Here is a 13,771-nt window from a genome sequence, read left to right as displayed (position 1 = left end):
GAATCCCCGCCTTATTGTTTGATAAATAACCAGTAAAATAATGTCAATTGATGAGAAAATAGTTGAAGTAGGCCCGCTGCAATGGTTTTATCGGGAAACAAATCCGGTTAACGAAACTGGTAAACCCCCCGTACTGCTGCTGCACGGTTTGCCGTCCCAGAGTTTTACCTGGACTGTAATGATGCCGGATTTGGCGGCAAGCGGATTTAGATCGATCGCCCCAGATTGGGTGGGTTACGGGCGATCGACAAAACCAGACAAGCGCGACTTTGCCTACACTCCCGATGCTTTTGTTGACGCCCTCACAGGCTTTATTCAAGCTCTAGAATTAGACCGATTTTACCTCGTTGTCCAAGGATTTTTAGCTTCAGCCGGCATTCAATACGCTTTACGCAATCCCGATAAAATTGAGCGTCTAGCCGTTATCAATACACCAGTTTCAGGAAATATAAAATTGCCTTGGAAAATGCAGCAGTTGGGGCTGCCTTTTATTGGCGACATGATGACGCAAGACCCGCTTTTGGTTGACAGAACTCTCGAAGGTGGCAGCGGTCAGACAATATCAGACAAAGATTTAGATGTTTACCGCCGCCCGTTTTTGAAGAGTTCGGATGCAGGTCGATCGCTGATGAATACAGTCCGCAATATTCAATTGCCGCAGTCAATGGCAGAAATTGAATCCGGCTTGAAAGGATGGACTAGACCAACTTTATTTGTCTGGGGTTTGACAGATCCTTGGCTGAGTGTTGAACCTGCTAAAAAGCTAGTCGGTTCCCTGCAAAATGCAGAGTTAGTCACACTGGAACAAGCGGGGCATTATCCTCAAGAACATTGGTCAGAAAAAGTTGGCGATGCTGTGATCACTTTTCTGCGCCGCCAGGAGGTAAAATAATATTTTGTACATAACTCTCGGTGCTGGGTCAGCGAAGCAGAGCCAAAGCATCTGCGTTTTCAGGCAGAGCCTTGGAACGAACACGAGCAACCCCGTACCCGCCCTGTGCCCGCTCGCAACGAGCAATCTAAAATCTAAAATCTAAAATCTAAAATCGACATGACTCGTCCCCGTTCAATTTTTGCCTTGATGATGGCGTTTTTGATGGCATTTCTGGTTAGTTGCAGCAGTGTCGAAGCAAAAGTTCCAACGACTTACACAGCAGCGCAAATCCAGCAAATAGAGCGCTATGTTCCTACCCTGACAGATTTCCGATCGCGCATGGACAAATTGGGCACCCTAATTCAAAAACGGAATTGGGTTGATACCAGAACTTACATTCACGGGCCTCTAGGCGACTTGCGGAACACCATGAAAACCGTTTCTGCGAGTTTGTTGCCTAGTTCTCAACAACAAGCTGTTGATTTGACCAAGAGTTTGTTTGCCGATTTGGTTAACATCGATCTTGCTGCTAAAGACCTTGACTATGCAAAAGTCACGGCCAGCTATCAAAAAGCTGTCAGTGATTTCGATGCCTTCTTGCAGTTAATTCCTAAAGCTTAATTAGCCTTAACTCACATCTGGCATCCAGAACAGGCAAGATGCCTGTTCCACAAAGAAACAATCAGTTTTCTTGTGCGGGTATCATTCTCAAGAACAGGCAAGATGTCTGTTCCACAAAGAAACAATCAGTTTTCTTGTGCGGGTATCATTCTCAAGAACAGGCAAGATGCCTGTTCCACAAAAAAACAATCAGTTTTCTTGTGGGGCGGGCATCTTGCCCGTCCGAAACAGGTTTATATGGACAAAACCTAGGAAGCAGTTAATCTAAAATCTAAAATCTAAAATCTAAAATTGAATGGTTCGTGTTGCAATTATTGGTTGCGGTATTGTTGGGGCTTCGATCGCCTTTGAACTAAGTCAATTTCCCGAACTGAAAGTTACTGTGTTCGACAAACAGCCGCCTGCAGAAGGTTCTACTGGCGCGGCACTCGGTGTTTTGATGGGAGTTATCAGCCACAAAACTAAGGGCAGAAATTGGCAGTTGAGGGAAACTAGCCTTCAGCGCTACGAAACTTTGATTCCAGAATTGGAAGCAGTTACGGGGCGAAAAATTCCTTTTAACAAACAAGGAATTTTAATGCTTTGTTCGGAGGGAGAGGATTTAAGTAAATGGGAAAAATTGATAGCAACTCGTGAGTCTCAAGGTTGGAAATTGGAACTTTGGGATCTGGAACGAGTGCGATCTCGCTGCCCTCATCTATCTTTAAACGATCGGATTATTGCTGCGATTTATTCGCCTCAAGACCGGCAAGTCGATCCGACGGCGCTAACTTTGGCTTTGGTTGAGGCTGCTAAACTCAAAGGAGTTAATTTTGAGTTTGGAGTGGAAGTTCAAGGCATTACTGAGTTGGATTCTCAGGTGTCTGAGATTCAACTCCCATCTTCCATTACTGTCAATAAGTCTTGTGGAACAAGCATCTTGCCTGTTGCTGAAAATTTCGATCGACTAATTGTGGCGGCTGGTTTGGGTTCTGCTGCTGTGACTGCATCGTTAAATCAGTTGGTTGACATTCGCCCGGTGTTGGGACAAGCGCTGCATTTGCTGACGCCCAATCCTGTAGGAAACCCAGATTTTAGCCCGGTAATTTCTTGCGATGACGTTCACATTGTGCCTGTGGAAAATCAGGAATATTGGGTGGGGGCGACGGTGGAGTTTTCCGAAAATGGCGGGGAAATTCAGGCGAATGCTGATATGTTGGCGCAAGTGATGGCGAGGGCGATCGCACTTTGTCCGGCCTTAGCATTCGCCTCAATCATCAGGAAATGGTCAGGATTGCGCCCGCGGCCGGAAGGGCGACCGGCCCCAATTATCGAGACGCTTCCCGGTAACGATCGCGTTCTCATCGCCAGCGGCCACTATCGCAACGGTGTTCTGCTGGCCCCTGCAACAGCGCGATCGATTCGAGAAATGATTTTGCAATAATTAACAAATGTTAATATAATCAAGATAGCAATTCATATCTTACATCTAAATATGTCCGACAAACCTTTAGGTAAACCGCGCTCTTTGTGGCGAGTAATTTTGCTGTCTGGAGTCAGCTTGCTGCTATATTACGGATGGTACAAATGGATTATTCAAGAAGAATTGCGTCGCTATAACGGCAGCGGTTGGTCGGGAACCCTTTGCTTGCTTCCCTTTGTTTTAGGAGTAGCCGTCCCCCAAGCTTTGCGAATATTCGACCCTGACGTTCCCGGATGGTTTGGTTGGTTTTCCTTGCTGGGTATTGCTTGGATTTACATCGTGCAGTTCAAACTTTACAAGACAGTTAACGAATTGTACCGCCAAGAAGGAATCAAAGAACCGCTAACAGTTTGGTGGATTTTTGTACCAGGTTTAAATTTAGTTGTCGGCTTGCGGCAAATTCACTTTTTGAGCCAGTTTTGGGCGAGAAAACAGGGAATTGAAGTTAAGGATAACTTAGCCGAAAGTATTCCTTTTCTGTCAGCTAACGCTTAAATAAATTAAGCTCCAATCGCTTGACGCTGCGAGTAAATTTCTTCTATAAGCAGGTCACGCAGTTCATCCGCAATGTCCGTGGGAGGGTTGCCTGCGAGGGCGCGTCCAATCAGCCGTTCTGCTTGCCGGAGTTGGGCACACTCAATGGCAAGTACGGCGGCGCTCCGATGCAGTATAGAACGAGTAGGCTCAAAATCCCACTCGTTTGCTACTAAATCCGCTGCCGCCCGTTCTTTCGCAAAGGCGGCTCTGGTGAGTGCAGTCACTTGGTCGATATCACCGCACTGACGGGCGAAAACTGCTCGATCGACCAGTTCCATTGCTTCATGGTGAAGGGCTTCTACGGTCTGCATTTTTTGACGATCCGTGCTTTGGGAGTACCGAACTCAATTACAGATACATAGCCAGGAGCTACGTCATCTGAAGGGCGGATTTGTTCTAATTTTATGTTAACTCTGGCTTGAATAATGCTGTCAGAACCTTTACGAATGCCGGAGACTTCTAAGCGGGCTTTGCGCTGAAATAGCGTGCCTGGATCTTCGAGCGAACCCAGCCAAAAGTCAAAACCTAACCCTTTACCTTTGACAGAACGTTCGATGATGGTGAGTCCAGTGAGGTGAGGCATGATCAACGCCGCGATACCGTAGGCTCCATATTCAGTGGCAACTTCTCGATCGGCATTGAAGCGACGGATGGTATCATCGATCGCATCCCATTGAATTTGGATTTCACAGGGTTGAATCCCCTCGATTGTCAGCTTCACAGGGATAGAGTGTCCTCCATCGTCGAGGCAAACGGCGGCGGCATCTGCACAGATGGCTCCGAAGGTGAGTGACCAGCCTGGACGTTCGGGCTTGTTCTCGCGCAGGTCATTGAGGGAGAGAATTTTAATCGGGTTAAGGTGGGTCATCAGAGGAGATGGCTCCGGGCGATCGCATCTCCAGAATCATAAAGCATATAGTCTTCAGTCATTTTGTTCTTTTAGCGGGTTCACCCGAATTTATGGTTGAAAACCAAAGTATTGGTAAACCCGCTCTTACCGATGACTCTTCACCAGAACCGATTCGGCAAATCCGCCAAAATGAGTTTGAGTTCCGGTTCATTAACCCGCTTAATTGCTTTAGGAATACTTACCCACTGCCGCTTTCTCTTGCTAGCTTCCGGCCAAATTTCTAGAACTGCTTGCACTTGCATTAAAAATACTTCTACCTGACAAGTATAGCCGGACTTTTGATACTCGTAAGTTCCCAGCAAATCCGGGAAGACTTTACCCAACAAACCTGCTTCTTCCCAAGCTTCCTTGGCAGCAGAATCTTGGGGAGTCATGTCAGGTTCAATTAATCCTTTGGGAATCACCCAGCGCTTGCTAGCAGAAGAAGTAATCAGCATTACTTCTATTTGTCCGTCTTGAATGCGATAGGGAATTACCCCCGATTGATCGACCAGTAAAGCGATTTTTATACTCATGATTTCTGCAATATTTCTGGCTGCAAAATCTGCTGCAACTTGATTGACATAGGACTAAAGAAACCGGGTTTTTTGCCGACTCTCCGGGCTACAGCGCAGGATTTTCGTAAAAAACCCGGTTTCTCGCCACCCGTGCATAACTCCGATTAATAGCTGCCAACTAAACAATAAAAACTGCACGCCTGATTTTCTACACTTCCCAAGTTGAGACAGCAATAAATTGGATAATAAACATATTTGGCTTTTCCTGTCTGTCGAAAATAGGAAATTCCCCTGCACTCCCACTGAACAATAATATTATTATAATAAATTCGCCAAATCCTCTACCGACAAGCAGATAAAAGCCGATCGCCAATATCTGCCTTTATCTGCGTCGGTAGGATTTTACGCCTAATCTTTCTTCGCCTTAGCCTCCAAATTTTCCATCCGACTCCTCAAATCTTGATTCTCCTTTTTCACCTGGTCTAATTCCTCCCGCAACTGCTTTACCGCTGCATCAGAACCAGCATTTTTCTGCACTCTTTGCACAGCTTCATCAGCCATGCGGCGGACGCGGCCATCGGGAGTTTGGTCAGCTAAAGAACGCAAAATGCGAATTGCTTTGCGAGTTTGCATTTGTCCCAATCCCACTACTACAGAGACTTGAGTCAAGAAAAACGTCTCTTTAGATAATTCTGCCAATCGCTGCAAAATCCGTTCTAAATTGACCTTCGTTTGACCAGTCGAAATTGTGCCCAAAGAGCGAATTGCAGCCAAGCGCAAAGCTTGCGGAGTACCGGCGGCTGTGTATTTCAAAATTAAATTCAGCGCATCTTCAGAAGTTTTCATCTGCGCCAAACCGGATATCGCACCCGATCGCACTACCTCATTCCACCCCTGACGCTCTTTGAGCACCAATTTTAACTCTTTGAGTACCTGTTCGTCGGTTGGTTTTTCGTCGGGGTTAGCTGCTGAGATTCCGCCAATAGCAGTCGCTGCTGCTGCTTCTACATAATAGCTGTCGTCCCCTTTTTCGACGATCGATCTCAGCGCTTTATAAGTTTCGTGAGTTTGAATTTTACCCAGCGCATTCACCACAGCGCGACGAACACGAGCATCTTTATCTTTTAAACCACTTACTAAACCTTCAAAAACTTGGTCGAGTTTAATTTCAACTAACTGACCGGCAACTTCTGCCCGTACTGCCCAGAACGGCTCTTTCTTGAGAACTTCTGACAGCGTTTTCACAGCTTCTAGCCCTCCCTTCTTCGCCAAAGCTTGGGCAGCGTAAATCCGGGAAACCGGGTCTGGATCGAACTGCAACTGAGCTTTTAGTTCCGCAACTCCATACTCTAACACAACTGTTTTTAAGTATTTATTGCCGACATCAAAACTGATATATGCAGGCTTCTGTTCTAGGGGGAAATAGAAGCTTTGCTCGCGCTCATGCACTCGGACTGTGAAAGTTTTTAGGTTCGGGGTTGAACGTGCCCAACTGTCATCGTCTGCTTCTTTTTCTGGCTTGTAACCGAAGCCGATCGGGATTTTTAGGTCAAAGACATCTTTGCTGTTGCTGTTGCCATTCTTGCTATCTTTTACCTGAGTTTGGGTGACAGTAACTTTTGCTAACTTGCTGTCGCCATCCCAGGAATAAGCAACTTTATAATCGGGATGACCGCCGCGATAAACGTACTGGTCAAACAAAAACATGAGATTGCGACCGGTAGCCTTTTCTATCGCCCTGAGCAAATCGATGGTTTCTACAGTTTTGTGAGCGTTATCCCGCACAAAAGTGTGAATTGCTTTGTAAAATAATTCGTCGCCCAACTCGGCACGAATCATGTGATAGACGCAAGCACCTTTTTCGTACAAATGGCGATCGTACAATTCGATTGCTTCGCGGTAAACGTGAGTAACAATGGGGCGGCGGTAGCGGGAACTATCTTCAGCTAAATAATTGCGGGCTTCATTTAGCATATAGTAAGCCGCGTCTTCTTTGCCATATTCTTTGTCAGTCCACAGCACCTCGGAATAAGAAGCCATGCCTTCTTTCAGCCAAGCGTGAGACCAATGTTTAATTACTACTAAATCGCCGAACCATTGGTGAGCTAGTTCGTGGGCGACTAAGCTTTCAGTACCGCGATTGTCGAGGGCGGCGCGTTCGTCTAACAAGCACCTATCTGTCAGCAAAGTTGTGGAAGTATTTTCCATACCGCCGAAGATAAAATCATCGACGCAGACTTGAGCGTATTTGGGAAAAGGGTAAGGATAGCCAAATGCTTGAGAGAAGAATTCAATCATTTGAGGCGTTTTGCCCATGCTGCGCTTAGCGTCTGCTTCGCGGCTCCTTTCCACGTAATAATTAACTGGTTTGCCGTTCCATTCGTCTTTAATTTCGGCAAAATCTCCGACTGCTAAGGTCATTAAGTACGTCGGGTGTACCTGGGTTTGGGACCAGTGATAAATTTTATCGTCGCCTTCGTTTTTTGTACTAATTAATTCGCCGTTGGAAATAGCAAAAAGTTGTCTCGGCACTTGCACTCGAATTTCCGAAGTTGCCAACTGTCCGGGATAGTCGAAACAGGGAAACCAGAAACGGGAATCTTCGTCTTCGCCTTGAGTCCAAACTTGAGTAGGTTTGTCTGGATAGTGTTTGTCCGGGCCGACGAAATAAAGGCCACGTTGGGGTTTTTCGACCCAGTAGTCGATCGCAATTGTAATTGGTTGGTAAGCTTCTGTTGGTTCGTGTAGTTGAATTTGCAGCACTTCGCCATCGCTGTCGAAATTTTGCTCAATTTCGCCGACTTTTACTGATTTAATATTCAGGTTGACAGCATCTAAGGTTAATTTGTCAATACCGCTGCGGACTGGATTGATGCGGATGCTGCAAGTGCCACGAAAGCTTTGTTTGGGAATATTCAGCACTAAGTCGAGGAAAATATGCTCTACTTGACCAGGGCGATCCGGATTGTAATGCGGCCGAGCACCGGGCATCTCAAAGGATTTGTGAGCGTTTTCAGAATCGAAGTAAGTATTTGACATTGTGATGGCAAAGTTGTGAGTCGAGCGGCGATCGCTGGCAGCGCCGATCCGGCTGAACTGCCAGCTTATTATAGAGTAGCGCGTCCTAGCTGCTGTTGTCGCTAATTTGTTAAAAACTGGGTCTATCGTTGAGGGGATGGAAAATATGATTTTTTCGTTACAATAGTCAGCAAGGTTAATGTCTGCAATCATCAGCCTGTAATTGAAATTCAGAGGGAAATCTGTATGACAGCTACACTATCAGTTCCCAATTCCATCGAGTCTTGGCTGGGCGACGAAGCCGAAGACTTGCTCACCCATCAAGCAAAAGTTCCTAAAGATTTGTTGCACCTGCCGGGCCCGGATTGGGTCGATCGCATTTTTGCTCAAACCGATCGATCTCCTCAAGTTTTGCGATCGCTTCAGCAACTCTATTCTAGCGGACGCTTGGCAAATACCGGCTATTTATCCATCCTGCCAGTAGACCAAGGAATCGAACACTCTGCCGCCGCTTCTTTTGCACCGAATCCCATTTATTTTGACAGCGAAAACATCATCAAACTAGCAATCTCTGCTGGCTGCAATGCTGTCGCGACAACCCTGGGAGTTTTGGGAAGCGTATCTCGTAAATACGCGCACAAAATCCCTTTCATTGTCAAGCTCAATCACAACGAATTGCTAACTTATCCCAATCAATTCGACCAAATAATGTTTGCTTCAGTGGAGCAAGCTTGGAATTTGGGAGCAACAGCAGTCGGAGCCACAATTTATTTTGGTTCCCCGGAATCTACGCGACAAATCCAAGAAGTCAGTCAAGCTTTTGCTCACGCTCACGAATACGGCATGGCGACAATTCTGTGGTGCTACCTCCGCAACGATATCTTTAAACAAGACAAAGATTATCACGTTGCAGCCGATTTAACCGGGCAAGCAAATCACTTGGGAGTGACAATTCAAGCTGACATTATCAAGCAGAAATTGCCCGAATGCAACAACGGTTACGAAGCTGTTGCTAAAGCAAGCGACAAGACTTACGGCAAAACCGACAAGCGCGTTTATTCGGATTTGACAACGGATCACCCGATCGATCTAACTCGCTATCAAGTGCTCAACTGTTATGCGGGAAGGATGGGTTTAATTAACTCCGGCGGTGCTTCCGGTAAAAGCGATTTTGCAGAAGCAATTCGCACGGCGGTAATTAACAAGCGGGCTGGCGGCTGCGGCTTAATTTCCGGTCGCAAAACTTTTCAGCGTCCCTTTGAAGAAGGCGTAAAATTGTTCCACGCCATTCAAGATGTTTATTTGTCGCCTGAAATCTCGATCGCCTAAAAATTTCCCGCACTCAATATCACCACCTAAACCTAGGGTGCACTAGGCGTACAAATCCCCCTCAACGTAAGGTGCAGAGTGTGCACCTTACGTGATTAAAATTCTTTAATCTAAGGATCGCGAATTAAATAACTTACAATTTTAATTGTTATTGTGGGATGGGCGGGACGCCCATCCCACAAACTTGTGGAAGTTATTTAATTCTCATTCCTAAGTGCCAACTTAGCTGTAATATTAATACGAGCTGAAAATATATAGAGACACAGTATAGAATTTAAAAATGCCGCACAGCCTTGTTTTAAACCTGCTGCCAGTTGCACCAATTCCATCCCAGTTTTTAACGGGGCGACATCTCCACGCTTTGTTTTTGAATCTTGTGAGTGCTGTAGACAGCGATTTGAGCGCGTACCTGCACGATCAATCTCATGAAAAAGCTTTCACTTTAAGCCCTTTTCAAGTAAGCAGAAAAGAGGCTTACAAAAGCAGCACGCCCCAGCCACAAAAGAGAGTTTTGCCTCCGGCTTCCCGCACAATATCTCCGGCCCTACAGTGGGAACACAAGCAAGCTATTCAGGAAAATACGCCGATTTGGTGGCGAATTTCTCTGCTGGATGACGGTTTGTTCGATCGCCTAACTCAACTTTGGCAGCAACTTAATTTCGCTCGCCCCTGGCATCTGGGCCCGACAAATATATACATTACTAATATTTTGAGGGAACCGCAATCCAACCAGCCGTGGGTAAACTTTTGTAGTTACACCGAATTGTTCGAGAGAGCTTCGGAAACTGAGCGCCAAATAGCTTTTAGTTTTTGCACTCCTACTAATTTTCGGCAAGGTGTCTACGATAGTGCTATGCCCACTCGTGAGAGTATTTTTGGCAGTTTAGCGAATCGCTGGAACAAGTACAGCCGGATGGCGATCGAACCTACTTTCACAGAAGCTATTTTTCCCAGTTTCTTCGATATCAGAACAGAAGTTAGTACGGATTCTCGCAGTAAATTTATTGGCTGCGTCGGCGATATTAGTTACCGAATTATGGGAGATATAGCTCCTGCTACTATCAAGCAAATTAACACTTTAGCAGATTTTGCGCTTTACAGCGGAGTCGGGCGAAAGACGCCGATGGGCATGGGAATGACGCGCCGATTGCAGGTTTTTTAATCATTCACTTTTTGGCTGAATTTCACTAACAATTTCATAAACATCAGTGTCTGGTATTTTCGCAAACAAAGGCGCCATCTGCTTCAATATTTCCTGATAAGCTTCGCTTTGATTGGCTGCCATATCTTCTACGCTTTCCCAAAAAATGATGGCAATACCTTTGTCTGTATTGGGCAATTGCAGCAGGTATGCTCCCTTAAAACCTGTGGCATAAGTTGCAACGGCTTTTTCAAAAAGTTGTTCTGCAGCTTCAAATTTTCCTGGTTTAAATTCGCCAATGGCAACGTAGGCAAACTGATGTCGGAGAAAGTCGAGAAATTCTGACATATCTTTTTCCTCACTTAATAGCGATACACTAAGTTATATTTTACCCGATCGCCCGAAATTTGTGAATATGGCTGTTTATAAGTCGATCGACCTAAAAAAACCTCACAGCGCTCTCTCTCTTATTCTGCTCTATCCAACCAAACCATTAAATCGGATAAACTAGAAAATCCGACTACCTCCTCCACCAAACTCTCTAATTGCTCAACCGATAATTCCCCAATCCGCGAAACTACATCGGGATTTACGGCTCCTACACGTCGCTCCAGCAGACGCAGAATTAATGCTCTTTGGCCTGCTCTAATCCCTTCTTGCATCCCTGCTTGACGGCCTTCTTGCATCAATTGAGCCCTAGCTCGCTCCAAACCTTCTTCTATACCTCTAGAAACTATTCCCCGCTGTTCTTCGATCGCCGCTTCTTGGGCTTCCATATCCTGGAACTCTTTCAAGCTTAAGTTAGCTTCATTGGCAATTTGAAAAGCTTTTTCTAGTTCTGGAACTGTTTCCATTGTGGCTGGGATTGTTTCTAGATCGGGAGTGTGCTTCATAAAATAAATCCATTTATCAGTCAAACTTGTGAGTTCATCTAACTCTTTTTTGAACTTCGGCAATTCCACAAAAAACATTTCAACTTGGAGATGGGGATAATCAAATAGTTTCTCTTTTTCCTTGAACACAAAATGAGAAATAACATCAGGTTGTTCTTTAAACATTTCAAAATCAGTGATCGTCAAAGCAATTACTGGTTTTAATCTAGGATAACCTTCTCTGATTTTGAGTTGGTTGGCATAGGTTTTGGCTAGGTTGTAGACGACTCGTTTTTCAAAAGCGGCTACATTCAGAACTTGCATTTCAATAATTACCGTCTTGTTGCCCGTAATTCGAGCTTTGACATCCAAATAACTATCTTTGAGTCCGCTAACGGTAGCAGCCGAGTAAGGGTCAATAATTTGCAAGTCTTGGATGATTGGCTCACCGGCGTAAATTAGAGCATTTAAGAAGCTGATGAGGATGTCTTGGCTGTCGGTGGAACCAAAGATTTTTTTGAAGGCAAAGTCTGTTTTAGGGCTGATAAATTTCATGATATTTTTCCCGAACTGTTTTATTGATTTATGAAAAATTTTGAGCTAGTGCGATCGCTTCGGGGCTGCGAAAACTGGGTAGCTGCAATAGCCCACTTGAATTTATGAAAATACGGGTGATATAAATTTAACATACAAGTAAAAATAAAACCAACATAAAAGTAACAAAAATGACCAAAATATTAGTAATTGAAGACAATAACTTAATTCGAGAAACCGTATTAGAACTTCTGCAATCGCGCGGTTTTGAAGCTGTGGGTGCTGAAAATGGAAAAGTCGGTATCGAGTTAGCAGCCGAAATTCCCGATTTAATTTTGTCAGATGTCATGATGCCGGAACTAAACGGTTTTGAAGTATTCGCAGCCGTGCGATCGCACCCTGCAACCGCCAGCATTCCGTTTATTTTTATGACAGCCTCCGAAATGGAAAAAGCCCTGGAACTCAAAGCAGACGGCTATCTCCAGAAACCTTGCAGCCTCGCAGAAATGCTTGCGGCGATCGCCACTCAACTAGAAAAACCGACAGTTAGCAACCCACAACATCAAAAAGTACAGGACAATTCTGCACCATCAAATCTCAGCTTGCGCGCCAGCCATCAAAAATCTCGGTTTGAGATTGCCTCGGTTTGCTCGCAATAACACGCACAGTAACGTTATTGATACATAAGTTGAGGGAATTTCAAATTGGTTCCCCCCAGGGGTGGCTTAGACTGGGTATGTTGAATTTGGTTAAATATTTATGAACGCACAACCCAAAGGCCGCCTAGTTTGGAATCACTCTACCCACCTTCCCGGTTTGATACCAATTTTAGAGCGCCTCACCCTAAAAATGGGCATTCAAACAGTCACTCCCGGCGTCATCAACAAAGTTAAAGGACACATCCCCCGCATGACATTAAGAGTGTCAGTACCCATCCGCGGGGGATTTAAAATCATCGCCAGACAGGGCAAAACCGTACAAGAAGTCTTTATATTAACGACTCTCACTCAAGGGGACTTGGAAGAGACGATCGCCCAAACCCTACCCAAGTGACAATTTTTCCTTAGCAAGCAAAGCCCGAGCCCTAACTGAAGTAGTTTCATCGCTTTGGGTGATTTCCTCAAGTCGGGCCGAAACTTCCGCTAACCAATCCGGTTTAACAGTCGCAGCACCCGCCAAAGCTTGCAAACCCCCCGCTGCTGCGTAGCGCACCACCCATTCTGGATCTCGGGACGCTTGCAGTAGCGTTTTCACAGCGCGAAGTTGAGCATCTGCAATTTGTTCTGCCGGCATCAATTCCCAGCAAATCGTCCCCAAACCCCTAACCGCCGCCCGCCGCACGCTCAAAGCAAAGTCATTCGCCGCTGCATCGAGCAAAATCTCCAAACCCCTGGGGTCGCCAATTCCCGCCAAAGCCCGAACAGCCCAAGCTCTCGCCCCGTAATTGTAGCCGTCAAGCTGTTCTAGAAGCGGCAGCACCGCAGCTTCTCCGAGTTTAATCAGCCCATCAACGGCTGCAACAGCAGCGCCTGGGTTGTTGTAACCGAGCACTGTAATTAAGGTAGGAATTGCTTGTGTTGAGGGAGTCGCCGCCAGTGCTTTGACCGCATTTAACAAGCCCTCGGAAGAATCTGCTTTTTCGACAGCCTGAATTAGTTCTAATGCCATTTATTTGTAAGCTTTACCGTGACTATTGTAATTGTAGGTTGGGTCGTAAATTTTTGACCCCACCCCAACCCTCCCCTTATCAAGGGGAGGGAGTAAGAAATTTACAAATGATTTAGGATGGCTATATTGTAATTGTAGGTTGGGTCGATCGCGCGATCGAACTTTTTGCAGCGTGCGTGAGGCGCGGCGATCGACTTAAAAAGCTTACTCTGCTCGAAGTAGGACAGTCTTAGGAATGAGAATTAAATAACTTCCACAAGATTGTGGGATGGGCGTCCCGCCCGTCCTTTTTGGACGGGCGGGACGCC

At 45.7% G+C, this 13,771-nt stretch carries 15 protein-coding genes; 8 read left to right on the top strand and 7 right to left on the bottom strand.

The annotated features are described in order from the left end of the window. The first annotated feature begins 40 nt into the window (after positions 1 to 40). From QT973_RS21890 to QT973_RS21875, 4 genes are all read left to right on the top strand, one after another. Positions 41 to 892: an alpha/beta fold hydrolase gene (locus tag QT973_RS21890; RefSeq protein WP_333055289.1), complete on the top strand. Its 852-nt coding sequence runs from the start codon at positions 41 to 43 to the stop codon at positions 890 to 892. A 159-nt stretch (positions 893 to 1,051) separates the two neighbouring features. Next, positions 1,052 to 1,495 carry a photosystem II protein PsbQ gene (gene psbQ, locus QT973_RS21885; RefSeq protein WP_333055290.1) on the top strand — a complete coding sequence of 148 codons (444 nt, stop codon included), beginning with the start codon at positions 1,052 to 1,054 and terminating at the stop codon, positions 1,493 to 1,495. A gap of 295 nt (positions 1,496 to 1,790) precedes the next feature. After that, a complete protein-coding gene (locus QT973_RS21880) occupies positions 1,791 to 2,918 on the top strand; it encodes an FAD-dependent oxidoreductase (RefSeq protein WP_333392158.1) in 1,128 nt (375 codons plus the stop codon). 51 nt (positions 2,919 to 2,969) lie between these two features. Next, positions 2,970 to 3,452: a hypothetical protein gene (locus QT973_RS21875; protein ID WP_333055292.1), complete on the top strand. Its 483-nt coding sequence runs from the start codon at positions 2,970 to 2,972 to the stop codon at positions 3,450 to 3,452. A gap of 5 nt (positions 3,453 to 3,457) precedes the next feature. Here the strand turns inward: QT973_RS21875 and QT973_RS21870 are convergent, their stop codons facing one another. From QT973_RS21870 to QT973_RS21855, 4 genes are all read right to left on the bottom strand, one after another. After that, the gene (locus QT973_RS21870) at positions 3,458 to 3,805 is read right to left on the bottom strand and encodes a hypothetical protein (RefSeq protein ID WP_333055293.1); all 348 of its coding nucleotides are present in this window, start codon (positions 3,803 to 3,805) and stop codon (positions 3,458 to 3,460) included. Next, positions 3,793 to 4,362, bottom strand: a complete 570-nt coding sequence (locus tag QT973_RS21865) for a hypothetical protein (protein ID WP_333055294.1) — start codon at positions 4,360 to 4,362, stop codon at positions 3,793 to 3,795. Before QT973_RS21865 ends, QT973_RS21870 begins: the two co-directional genes overlap by 13 nt. A 140-nt stretch (positions 4,363 to 4,502) precedes the next feature. After that, on the bottom strand, positions 4,503 to 4,919 hold the full coding sequence (locus QT973_RS21860) for an NUDIX hydrolase (protein WP_333055295.1): 417 nt from the start codon (positions 4,917 to 4,919) through the stop codon (positions 4,503 to 4,505). A 390-nt stretch (positions 4,920 to 5,309) separates the two neighbouring features. Then, positions 5,310 to 7,940 (bottom strand): M1 family metallopeptidase, encoded by a 2,631-nt coding sequence (locus QT973_RS21855; protein ID WP_333055367.1) that lies wholly within the window; start codon positions 7,938 to 7,940, stop codon positions 5,310 to 5,312. Between the two features lie 225 nt (positions 7,941 to 8,165). On the opposite strand from QT973_RS21855, the gene QT973_RS21850 reads away from it, so the two are divergent. Both QT973_RS21850 and cas6 read left to right on the top strand, forming a co-directional pair. Then, on the top strand, positions 8,166 to 9,248 hold the full coding sequence (locus QT973_RS21850) for a class I fructose-bisphosphate aldolase (RefSeq protein WP_333055297.1): 1,083 nt from the start codon (positions 8,166 to 8,168) through the stop codon (positions 9,246 to 9,248). 280 nt (positions 9,249 to 9,528) lie between these two features. Further along, positions 9,529 to 10,410, top strand: coding sequence for a CRISPR-associated endoribonuclease Cas6 (gene cas6, locus QT973_RS21845; protein WP_333055298.1), 882 nt, complete (start codon positions 9,529 to 9,531; stop codon positions 10,408 to 10,410). On the opposite strand, the gene QT973_RS21840 is transcribed toward cas6, so the two are convergent. Both QT973_RS21840 and QT973_RS21835 read right to left on the bottom strand, forming a co-directional pair. Then, entirely contained in the window at positions 10,411 to 10,737 is a 327-nt protein-coding gene (locus tag QT973_RS21840) for an antibiotic biosynthesis monooxygenase (protein WP_333055299.1), read from the bottom strand. Between the two features lie 119 nt (positions 10,738 to 10,856). Next, entirely contained in the window at positions 10,857 to 11,816 is a 960-nt protein-coding gene (locus QT973_RS21835; protein WP_333055300.1) for an Rpn family recombination-promoting nuclease/putative transposase, read from the bottom strand. A gap of 170 nt (positions 11,817 to 11,986) precedes the next feature. Here QT973_RS21835 and QT973_RS21830 point away from each other — a divergent pair, with 170 nt between their 5' ends. Both QT973_RS21830 and QT973_RS21825 read left to right on the top strand, forming a co-directional pair. Further along, positions 11,987 to 12,454 carry a response regulator gene (locus QT973_RS21830; RefSeq protein WP_333392156.1) on the top strand — a complete coding sequence of 156 codons (468 nt, stop codon included), beginning with the start codon at positions 11,987 to 11,989 and terminating at the stop codon, positions 12,452 to 12,454. 100 nt (positions 12,455 to 12,554) lie between these two features. After that, the gene (locus QT973_RS21825; RefSeq protein WP_333055302.1) at positions 12,555 to 12,848 is read left to right on the top strand and encodes a DUF2103 domain-containing protein; all 294 of its coding nucleotides are present in this window, start codon (positions 12,555 to 12,557) and stop codon (positions 12,846 to 12,848) included. On the opposite strand, the gene QT973_RS21820 is transcribed toward QT973_RS21825, so the two are convergent. Beyond that, positions 12,837 to 13,463, bottom strand: coding sequence for a HEAT repeat domain-containing protein (locus QT973_RS21820; protein ID WP_333207476.1), 627 nt, complete (start codon positions 13,461 to 13,463; stop codon positions 12,837 to 12,839). The two genes, QT973_RS21825 and QT973_RS21820, sit on opposite strands and share 12 nt — an antisense overlap. Positions 13,464 to 13,771: the final 308 nt, after the last annotated feature.

The organism is Microcoleus sp. Z1_A1 (genome assembly GCF_036700305.1).
Taxonomy (GTDB): domain Bacteria; phylum Cyanobacteriota; class Cyanobacteriia; order Cyanobacteriales; family Microcoleaceae; genus Microcoleus.
This window is presented reverse-complemented; position numbering and strand designations above follow the sequence as displayed.

Bases quoted from the DNA above. Each gene is read 5' to 3' on its own strand.
- QT973_RS21820 (WP_333207476.1), bottom strand. From the start codon at position 13,463: ATGGCATTAGAACTAATTCAGGCTGTCGAAAAAGCAGATTCTTCCGAG.
- QT973_RS21855 (WP_333055367.1), bottom strand. From the start codon at position 7,940: ATGTCAAATACTTACTTCGATTCTGAAAACGCTCACAAATCCTTTGAG.
- cas6 (WP_333055298.1), top strand. From the start codon at position 9,529: ATGCCGCACAGCCTTGTTTTAAACCTGCTGCCAGTTGCACCAATTCCA.
- QT973_RS21860 (WP_333055295.1), bottom strand. From the start codon at position 4,919: ATGAGTATAAAAATCGCTTTACTGGTCGATCAATCGGGGGTAATTCCC.
- QT973_RS21875 (WP_333055292.1), top strand. From the start codon at position 2,970: ATGTCCGACAAACCTTTAGGTAAACCGCGCTCTTTGTGGCGAGTAATT.
- QT973_RS21830 (WP_333392156.1), top strand. From the start codon at position 11,987: ATGACCAAAATATTAGTAATTGAAGACAATAACTTAATTCGAGAAACC.
- psbQ (WP_333055290.1), top strand. From the start codon at position 1,052: ATGACTCGTCCCCGTTCAATTTTTGCCTTGATGATGGCGTTTTTGATG.
- QT973_RS21890 (WP_333055289.1), top strand. From the start codon at position 41: ATGTCAATTGATGAGAAAATAGTTGAAGTAGGCCCGCTGCAATGGTTT.
- QT973_RS21840 (WP_333055299.1), bottom strand. From the start codon at position 10,737: ATGTCAGAATTTCTCGACTTTCTCCGACATCAGTTTGCCTACGTTGCC.
- QT973_RS21850 (WP_333055297.1), top strand. From the start codon at position 8,166: ATGACAGCTACACTATCAGTTCCCAATTCCATCGAGTCTTGGCTGGGC.
- QT973_RS21870 (WP_333055293.1), bottom strand. From the start codon at position 3,805: ATGCAGACCGTAGAAGCCCTTCACCATGAAGCAATGGAACTGGTCGAT.
- QT973_RS21825 (WP_333055302.1), top strand. From the start codon at position 12,555: ATGAACGCACAACCCAAAGGCCGCCTAGTTTGGAATCACTCTACCCAC.
- QT973_RS21835 (WP_333055300.1), bottom strand. From the start codon at position 11,816: ATGAAATTTATCAGCCCTAAAACAGACTTTGCCTTCAAAAAAATCTTT.
- QT973_RS21865 (WP_333055294.1), bottom strand. From the start codon at position 4,362: ATGACCCACCTTAACCCGATTAAAATTCTCTCCCTCAATGACCTGCGC.
- QT973_RS21880 (WP_333392158.1), top strand. From the start codon at position 1,791: ATGGTTCGTGTTGCAATTATTGGTTGCGGTATTGTTGGGGCTTCGATC.